Here is an 8,708-nt window from a genome sequence, read left to right as displayed (position 1 = left end):
TTGGCGACTCACTGCTTCGTGATCGACTGGAACTTTCAGTGGGCGGCTTTTCATCGACAGAATCTTGCGCTGCGACGTTACGGTTTGATCGTCTCCACAGTCAGATTGCCGTTGGTGTAGACGCAAATGTCGGCGGCAATCCCCATGGCCTTTCGCGCGATGGTTTCGGCATCCGCCTCCGTGTCCATCAAAGCCCGCGCCGCGGCGAGCGCAAAGTTACCGCCGGACCCGATGGCGGTCACGTCATGCTCCGGCTCCAGCACATCGCCGGCCCCTGTGATGACGAACAGATCCGTGCCGTCGGTGACGATCAGCATTGCCTCCAGCTTTTGGAGATACTTGTCCGTCCGCCAGTCCTTGGCCAGTTCGACACTGGCGCGGGCCAGTTGGCCGGGTGTGGCCTCCAGCTTGGCCTCCAGGCGTTCGAGCAGGGTGAACGCGTCCGCGGTGGATCCGGCAAAGCCCGCAACCACCTCATGGCCGCCGGGTGTCAGACGCCGCACCTTGCGCGCGGTGCCTTTCATGACGGTTTGCCCGACGCTTACCTGTCCATCCCCTGCGACGACTACTTGCCCGCCCTTACGAACGCCGATGATGGTGGTGCCGTGCCAGCCGGGAAAGTCGCTCATGATCTGTCTCCTTCTCGCCCCCGATATGGGGTGCGATTAGGAAAAGCGCCAGCCTTTGCGCCGGGGGACCCGCACCGCCAGCATGGGCATCAGCCAAGGGCCACGGAACCGGTTGAGATCCAGCGCTTCATAGACGCCGGTCGTGCGTTGCCCGTCGATAACCGTTTCCACGGCGCAGCGATTGTAGAAGGGCGCGTCTAGCATCGCTTTGACCTGGCGTGGACGATGGCCAGCATCGCACCGGGTTTCGCGCCGCACGAGCCAGTTCGAGCGGCGGAACCTTTGCAACGGCGGGGCATCTATCGGCGTGCAGGAGCCGTCTTTGCCGAAGCGGAGCGCCACGTTCAGGGCCGATCCGTCGCGGCGCACTGCGTCGTAAAACGCGACCGAGCCCTCGGCCACAGGAAAGCGCCCCCAGGTCCAGTAATCGAAATCCGCCTCCAACGCGCGCAGGCCGAAGTTTGCGTCCAGGTATCCGTGCCCGGACCAGGTCCAGCCCGGTCGGTCGATGTCCACCTCGATACGTGCCGTCGGCGCAAAGGGTCGCCAGATATGGGCGCCGTCATCGGTCAGGGGGACCTCGATATCGGTGACCGCGCTGGGGTGAACCGTGACCTGACCCCGGATCGGTTGGCCGTGGGGCGTCGAGAGTTCGGAGATGTCGATTACCAGTTTGCCCTGGTCCCATCGGAGCGAGGACGGACCGATGGTCATCGTCTGATCGGTCAGACGCAGGGCCTCGCGCCCCCGGTCCGTCATGGTCCAGCGTCCGCCCGCGCCATAGGTCACGACGTTCAGGCAGACGTGGTTTTCGGGGGCCTTGCGACCGCTCCACCGGTACCAGGGCGAAAAGACCGAGCCTATGAAGGCAATGATCGAGATCGCGCGTTGGCCGTCGTCAGAGAGGCCGTCGATGTACCACCAGGCGTAGCCGTCCGCCGGAACCGAGAGGTCGAAGCAAGGTCCGTCAAGATCGCATCTGCCGCGAGCCGTCCGGACGTGGCCGCCATGGGCACCCCCGCCCCCGGATGGGTCCCCCCGCCCGCCAGATACAGCCCCGGCAGATCCGTCCGTGCCGTTGGGCGCGCAAACGCCGCCATCATCCCGTGCGGGGATCGCCCGTAGAGGGAGCCGTCCGAGCCCGGGAACCGCTTGTTGAACTGCTCCGGCGTGGTCAGCGCTCTGACGTCTGGGGTCTTGTCGAAGGTTAGTCCCATCTCTGCGAGGCGTGTGAAGGTCGTCTCTCGGCATCTTTCTTGCTCCTCCGGGATGGCAACGACACCCGACCGGGGTGGGCCGTTCAGAATGATTTCGAACCGCTCGGCCCCGCTCGGATCGGCGCCGTTGCCCCGGTCTTGGGCGCAGACATACAACGTCGGATCGTCGGGCAGCCGGTTGTCAGCGATCTGGGGGAATTCGCTGTTTGGCCGGTGGCTGAAGAAGACGTTGTGATGGGCCGGCGGGCGCCCCGTGACCCTGGCCGCAAAGGACCACACAAAGGCGGACAGGCTGCGCGGCATCACCGCACGCGTCGGCACGCCCGCTGTGGCCCCCAACAGCCCGAGGCTCAACGCACGGGGATCGCCGTTGAAGACGACCACATCGCAGGGGTGCCTCTGTTCTGCGGTATGGACGGCAGCAACGCGGCCCCCGTTCTCTTCGATCCGGGTAACCTCTGCGTTGAAATGAAAGTGCGCGCCTGCGGCCTCTGCTACCCGTTGCATGGCCTTGGCCAGTCGGTGCATCCCGCCTGTCACCGCCCATACACCGCGTGATTCGGCGCTCCAGATCAGCGACAGCAGGGCCGGTGCCGCCGTCGGCACCCCACCCACATAGGTGGCATAGCGACCGAACAGCTGTCGGAGCCGTTTATCGGTGAACCGCAAGGCAAGCGCCTGCGCCATGCTCAGGCCGGGGGCCATCGCGGGCAGCAGCGCCGGTTGGCGCAGAACAACCGGGGTCATGGCGCTGGCCGAGGGGGCGGGCGCTTGCATCATGGGGCCTTCGAAGGCGTCGAAAAGCTGTGAGGTGGTCGCGTGAAACGCCTTGAACTGACGCGCGGCGGCATCGCCCGCGAACTCTGCGATGGCAGCCAGGGATCGATCCGGATTGGCAAACAAATCAAGGGTGCTGCCGTCATCCCAATGGTGACGGGCCAGGACGTCCAAGGGCTCTAGGCTCACATGGTCGTCGACGGAGGTGCCGCAGGCGCCAAACAGGTCGTCAAAGACATGGCGCAACGTCAGGACCGTTGGCCCCGCGTCCACCGGGCCCGCAGAGCTGTCGACGGTCCGCATTTTGCCGCCCGGCGCCGTGGCGCGTTCCAGCACGGTCACGTCACAGCCAGCGTGGGCCAGGCGCATCGCGGCGGCCAGGCCCCCGATTCCTGCACCGATAATCATGACACGTTGAGACATTGCACCCCTTACGCCGGTTGACAGCGCTCCTTGTATGTCCAACTAATGTTACACCTAGTGTCATTTTACAATGACATATGCAGCCGGAGGATCGGCCATGCCCCTAACCGCCCGAATTGAAGCCGCCGTTGACGGGGCGTTGGCCCGCGCCACCCGTGCCAGGCCCCCCGAACGTCTGGCTGCCGCTTTGCACCACGCGGTGAAGCCCGGGGGCGCGCGCATCCGGCCAACAATTGCCATGTCCGTCGCCATTGCCTGTGGGGATGATCGTCCCGACGTCTCCGATGCTGCGGCGACAGCCATTGAGCTTATCCATTGTGCATCGCTGGTCCATGACGACATGCCCTGCTTTGACGACGCCGATATTCGGCGCGGCAAGCCGACGGTGCATCTGGCCTATGATGAGCCGATTGCCCTTCTGACCGGTGACAGCCTGATCGTGCTCGGGTTCGACGTGCTGTCGCAAGTGGACCCGGCCGATGCGGTCCGAGGGCTTGCCCTCACGGCGGAGCTCGCACGCTATACCGGGATGCCCCACGGCATTTGCGCCGGTCAGGGGTGGGAGAGCGAGGCGGAAATCGACCTGGCAACCTATCATCGGGCCAAAACGGGGGCTTTGTTCACGGCGGCCACCCGCATGGGCGCTCTAGCAGCGGGGCAGGAGCCTGACCCCTGGACCGATCTGGGCGCCCGGATCGGGGAGGCGTTCCAGGTTGCCGACGACCTTTTGGATGTGCTGCAACCGTCTGATGTGACTGGCAAACCCACAGGGCAAGACGTGGCCCATGACCGTCCCAGTGCGGTAACCAAATACGGTGTCGACGGCGCGATCCGCCGGTTGGAGGATATCCTCTCGGGCGCCATCGCCTCCATCCCCGCTTGTCCTGGTGAGGCGATGCTGGCGGATATGGTGCGCCGCACGGCCAAGCGTCTCACCCCCGCCCACCACCGCACGCCAGCCGAATGACCCTGGCAGAGCCGTCGCCCCAGGCGCCCCGTGGTCCCGGCTGGGCGCTGCGCCTTGTGGCGTCTCGTCGGTTTCAGTCGTTTTGCGCCGCTGTGCCCTGTCTGCGCCGGATCGCGCGGCGGGACGGAGAGGCGTTGTTCGATCTGGTCGGGGGTTTCGTCCACTCCCAGGTCTTGTTTGCTGTGGTGGAGTTGCGATTGCTCCATCGCCTGTTCGACGGGCCGGCCACGGCGCCCGCCTTGGCGCGCGGGACGGCCTTGACTGCGGATCGGATCGAGATCCTCTGCAACGCGGCAGTGTCGCTCGGCTTGATGCGGCGGACGCGGGATGGCTATGGGCTGGCCCGCAAGGGCGCCGCGATCCTTGGTGTTCCCGGTCTGGAGGCGATGATCTCCCACCATCATGTGCTCTATCGCGACCTCGCCGACCCCCTCGCCGTCCTTGGGGGCGCTGAAACGGAGCTGTCCAAGTTCTGGCCCTATGTCTTCGGCGCGGCGGCGGCCCAGGATCCTGACACCGCGCGGCGCTATTCCGATTTGATGAGCGACAGCCAGGGCCTGGTGGCCGAGGAAACCCTGCGCCGCTGTGATCTATCCAAGGCTGGAACGGTCCTGGACATCGGCGGTGGGACCGGTGCTTTCCTATCAGCGCTGGGGCAACGCCATGGGGCACCAGCCCTTCATCTGTTCGATCTGCCACCAGTAGTGTCAGGCGCGCGTGACAGATTCGCGGCGACGGGTTTGACGGATCGCGTGCAGATCACGGCAGGCAGCTTTCGCGACGATCCGCTGCCGGTCGGGGCCGATGTCATCACACTGGTGCGCGTCTTGTACGACCATAGTGACACCACGGTCATGGACCTGCTGCGCGCCGTCCACGCGGCCTTGCCGGAAGGCGGTCGTCTTGTGGTGAGCGAACCCATGACCGGTGGGGACCGGCCCCATCCCGCAGGCGATGCGTATTTTGCGTTTTATTGTATGGCGATGGGAACCGGGCGTGCTCGGAGTCCGCAGGTCATACGCGAAATGATGGGTGCAGCCGGCTTCGCGTCGACTGTCGATCATGGGACCACGCGGCCATTTGTGACGCATGTCCTGTCCGCAGAAAAATAGACCTCAAGTTTACAGATTAGATGTCTAGCTTGATTGACAATATGTGCCCTGGCGGTAGAGTAACCCCAAGCAGGGTGAGTCACCTGCAGCGTACCTGAGGGAGAGATTGCGTGCAGACCGAAGCCATCATCATGTCCGGTCCGGGGGACATTGCCCTCGGGGATCTGGGCTTGGTCGATCCGCAAGCGGGATCGGTCGTGGTGGATATTCGGCAATCCGCGATTTCGACCGGCACGGAAAAGCTGCTCTGGTCCGGTGAGATGCCGCCGTTTCCTGGCATGGGGTATCCGCTCGTCCCCGGCTATGAGGCTGTGGGAGAGGTCGTTGAGGCCCGCGGAACCAACCTTCTCAAAGTGGGTGACCGCGTCTTTGTCCCGGGGGCCGATTGCTATGATGGCGCGCGCGGTCTGTTCGGCGCCGCCGCGGCCCGCGTTGTGACGCCAGCGGATCGGCTGGTGAAAGTTGACCCAGGCCAAGGTGCACAGGGTGCCCTGTTGGCGTTGGCCGCCACGGCGCGGCACGCCATCGCGGGCCTGCGTGTGGATCTGCCCGAACTCATTGTGGGTCACGGCGCCTTCGGTCGCCTGCTCGCCCGGCTGACCGTGGCCGCCGGTGGTGCCCCGACAGTGTGGGAGCGTGCGGCCGAGCGGCGCGGTGGTGCCCAGGGCTACGAGGTCATTGATCCCGAGACCGACGACCGCCGCGACTACCGCACGATTTACGATGCCTCCGGCAATGCAGGTCTCTTGAACGATCTGGTTGGGCGTCTGGCCAAGGGTGGGGAGATCGTGCTGGCCGGGTTCTATCCGCAGCCCGTCAGCTTTGCCTATCCGCCCGCCTTCATGCGTGAAGCCCGTTTCCGCATTAGCGCCGAATGGACCCGCGACGATCTCGTCGCCACGCGCGATCTGGTCGAAGATGGCGTCCTATCCCTGGACGCCCTGATTACGCACACCCGTCCCGCCCACGACGCGCCCGAGGCCTATGCCCAGGCCTTCGCCGCGCCCGACTGTCTGAAGATGATCCTCGATTGGGAGCACACCGCATGAGCCTGGACGTTCCCAACCTCAAGGATTTCTCCGACCGTCTCCGTGAAGAGGCGTCCGAGGACTTGGCCGACGTCATTCCGACCGAAGCCACTAAGAAGACCCAGATCATCGCGATCTATGGCAAGGGCGGGATCGGCAAATCCTTCACCTTGGCGAACCTCAGCCACATGATGGCCGAGCAGGGCAAGCGCGTGCTGTTGATCGGCTGCGATCCAAAGTCCGATACCACCAGCCTTTTGTTCGGTGGAAAGGCCTGCCCGACGATCATCGAAACCTCGACCCGCAAGAAGTTGGCGGGCGAAGAGGTCGCCATTGGTGATGTCTGCTTCAAGCGGGGCGGCGTCTTTGCCATGGAGCTTGGTGGTCCCGAAGTCGGTCGCGGCTGCGGCGGACGTGGCATCATCCATGGCTTCGAGTTGCTGGAAAAGCTGGGCTTTCACGACTGGGATTTCGACTACGTGCTGCTCGACTTCCTAGGTGACGTGGTCTGCGGCGGCTTCGGCCTGCCGATTGCCCGCGACATGGCCCAGAAGGTGATCTTGGTGGGGTCCAACGACCTCCAGTCGCTTTACGTGGCCAACAACGTCTGTTCCGCGGTTGAGTACTTCCGCAAGCTGGGCGGCAACGTCGGTGTCGCGGGGTTGGTCGTGAACAAGGACGACGGGTCGGGCGAGGCGCAGGCCTTTGCCGAAGCGGCTGGCATCCCCGTGCTCGCCAGCATTCCCCAGGACGACGACCTGCGCAAGAAATCCGCCAACTATCAGATCGTTGGCACGGATCAGAGCCAGTGGGGGGCTTTGTTCGCGGCCCTAGGCGAGAACGTCGCCGCTGCGCCGCCCGTGCGTCCCGCGCCCCTGTCGCAAGATGGTCTGTTGGAGCTGTTCGACGGCTCTGAAACAGGTGCTGGCGTGACCCTGGAGCCGGCCACCGATGCGGATATGCGCGGCAAGTTCTATGAGGAAAAGCCGTCGTTGGAGGTCATCTACGACGATGCCTGATGACCTGCAACATATGGCGACCCAGACCGGCGGTTGCACCTCGTCCGAGACGATGGAGCAGGCCGCGCGCGAGGCCGGGCAGGGCGATCTGCTGGATCGGTTCAAGGCTGACTATCCCGTCGGTCCCCACGATAAGCCCCAAAGCATGTGCCCCGCCTTCGGCTCCCTGCGTGTGGGGCTGCGGATGAAGCGCGTGGCCACCGTGCTCAGCGGCTCGGCCTGCTGCGTCTATGGTCTGAGCTTCGTGTCCCACTTCTATGGTGCGCGCCGGTCGGTGGGATACGTGCCTTTCGACAGTGAAACGCTGGTGACTGGCAAGCTGTTCGAAGACATTCGGGAGGCTGTCCACAAGCTGGCCGACCCCGAAAAGCTCGACGCAATCGTCGTCACCAATCTCTGTGTGCCGACCGCCAGCGGGGTGCCCCTGCGCCTGCTGCCCGACGAAATCGACGGGGTGCGGATCATCGGCATCGACGTGCCGGGTTTCGGCATCCCCACCCACGCTGAGGCCAAGGATGTCCTGGCCGGAGCAATGCTTTCCTACGCTCGCAAGGAGGCGGCGGCGGGTCCCGTGCCCGCGCCGCAAGCGGGCAAATCCGATCGTCCGACAGTCACGCTGTTGGGCGAAATGTTTCCGGCGGACCCCTTGGGGATTGCCGGAATGCTCGCGCCACTCGGTCTGGCGGCAGGTCCGGTCGTTCCCTGCCGTGAGTGGCGCGAGTTCTATTCTGCGTTGGATTGTGGCGCTGTCGCCGCGATCCATCCCTTCTACACCGCAGCCGTGCGGGAGTTTCAGGCGGCCGGACGCCCTGTGCTCGGGTCGGCCCCTGTTGGGGTCGATGGAACGGCTGCGTGGCTCGCCTCAGTCGGCGATGCCTTTGGGATTCCTGCCGCGACAGTGGCCGAGGCGCAGAACCAATTCCTCCCGGCGATCAAAGGTGCCCTGTCTGGCAGCCGGATCGACGGGACCGTCACCGTGTCGGGCTACGAAGGCTCTGAGTTGTTGGTGGCCCGCCTGCTGATCGAAAGCGGCGCCGATGTGCCCTATGTGGGCACCGCCTGCCCCAAGACGCCTTGGTCGGCCCCAGATCTAGACTGGTTGGAAGCCCGGGGCGTAACGGTGAAATTCCGAGCCTCCCTGGAGGATGACTTGGCAGTGGTCGAGGGCCTGCGCCCGGACCTCGCCATTGGGACCACGCCCGTGGTGCAGAAGGCGAAGGAGCTTGGGATCCCGTCGCTCTATTTCACCAACCTGATTTCTGCCCGTCCCCTAATGGGACCCGCCGGTGCCGGATCCTTGCAGCAGGTGGTGAATGCGGCGATCGGGAACAAGGATCGCATGGGCCGGATGCGCGGCTTTTTCGAGGGCGTCGGTCACGGCGATACCTCGGGTGTCTGGGAAGATGCGCCGAACCTACGCCCCGACTTTCGCGCGGCGCACCGGAAGAAGTTGGATAAGCGCGCCCGCGCCGCAAAGGCGGAGCAGATGATATGATCTGGTCGCTTTGCATCTGTGGGCACGGCGGGGGCCAGCCC

General features: G+C 64.8%; 8 protein-coding genes. 5 read left to right on the top strand and 3 right to left on the bottom strand.

The features are described 5' to 3' along the window. Nucleotides 1–77: 77 nt before the first annotated feature. From hslV to crtD, 3 genes are read right to left on the bottom strand one after another with little or no spacing between them, the layout of a single operon-like run. Nucleotides 78–629 carry an ATP-dependent protease subunit HslV gene (hslV, locus tag K5R33_RS09235; RefSeq protein WP_220748738.1) on the bottom strand — a complete coding sequence of 184 codons (552 nt, stop codon included), beginning with the start codon at nt 627–629 and terminating at the stop codon, nt 78–80. A 36-nt stretch (nt 630–665) separates the two neighbouring features. Further along, nucleotides 666–1,493, bottom strand: coding sequence for a carotenoid 1,2-hydratase (gene crtC / locus K5R33_RS09230; protein ID WP_505744258.1), 828 nt, complete (start codon nt 1,491–1,493; stop codon nt 666–668). Next, nucleotides 1,490–3,046, bottom strand: coding sequence for a 1-hydroxycarotenoid 3,4-desaturase CrtD (gene crtD, locus K5R33_RS09225; protein WP_220748737.1), 1,557 nt, complete (start codon nt 3,044–3,046; stop codon nt 1,490–1,492). Before crtD ends, crtC begins: the two co-directional genes overlap by 4 nt. Before the next feature lie 97 nt (nt 3,047–3,143). Here crtD and K5R33_RS09220 point away from each other — a divergent pair, with 97 nt between their 5' ends. The 5 genes from K5R33_RS09220 (at nt 3,144) to bchY (ending at nt 8,667) form a co-directional block, all read left to right on the top strand. Then, nucleotides 3,144–4,013: a polyprenyl synthetase family protein gene (locus K5R33_RS09220; protein WP_220748736.1), complete on the top strand. Its 870-nt coding sequence runs from the start codon at nt 3,144–3,146 to the stop codon at nt 4,011–4,013. Continuing rightward, nucleotides 4,010–5,125, top strand: a complete 1,116-nt coding sequence (locus K5R33_RS09215) for a methyltransferase (protein WP_220748735.1) — start codon at nt 4,010–4,012, stop codon at nt 5,123–5,125. The genes K5R33_RS09220 and K5R33_RS09215 overlap by 4 nt, the downstream gene beginning before the upstream one ends. Before the next feature lie 110 nt (nt 5,126–5,235). Next, nucleotides 5,236–6,174: a chlorophyll synthesis pathway protein BchC gene (gene bchC / locus K5R33_RS09210; RefSeq protein WP_220748734.1), complete on the top strand. Its 939-nt coding sequence runs from the start codon at nt 5,236–5,238 to the stop codon at nt 6,172–6,174. Continuing rightward, nucleotides 6,171–7,172 (top strand): chlorophyllide a reductase iron protein subunit X, encoded by a 1,002-nt coding sequence (locus K5R33_RS09205; protein WP_220748733.1) that lies wholly within the window; start codon nt 6,171–6,173, stop codon nt 7,170–7,172. The genes bchC and K5R33_RS09205 overlap by 4 nt, the downstream gene beginning before the upstream one ends. Beyond that, nucleotides 7,165–8,667 (top strand): chlorophyllide a reductase subunit Y, encoded by a 1,503-nt coding sequence (bchY, locus tag K5R33_RS09200; RefSeq protein ID WP_255576280.1) that lies wholly within the window; start codon nt 7,165–7,167, stop codon nt 8,665–8,667. Before K5R33_RS09205 ends, bchY begins: the two co-directional genes overlap by 8 nt. The last annotated feature ends 41 nt before the right edge of the window (nt 8,668–8,708 follow it).

Source organism: Jannaschia pagri (assembly GCF_019655435.1).
Classification (GTDB): Bacteria; Pseudomonadota; Alphaproteobacteria; order Rhodobacterales; family Rhodobacteraceae; genus Jannaschia; species Jannaschia pagri.
This window is presented reverse-complemented; position numbering and strand designations above follow the sequence as displayed.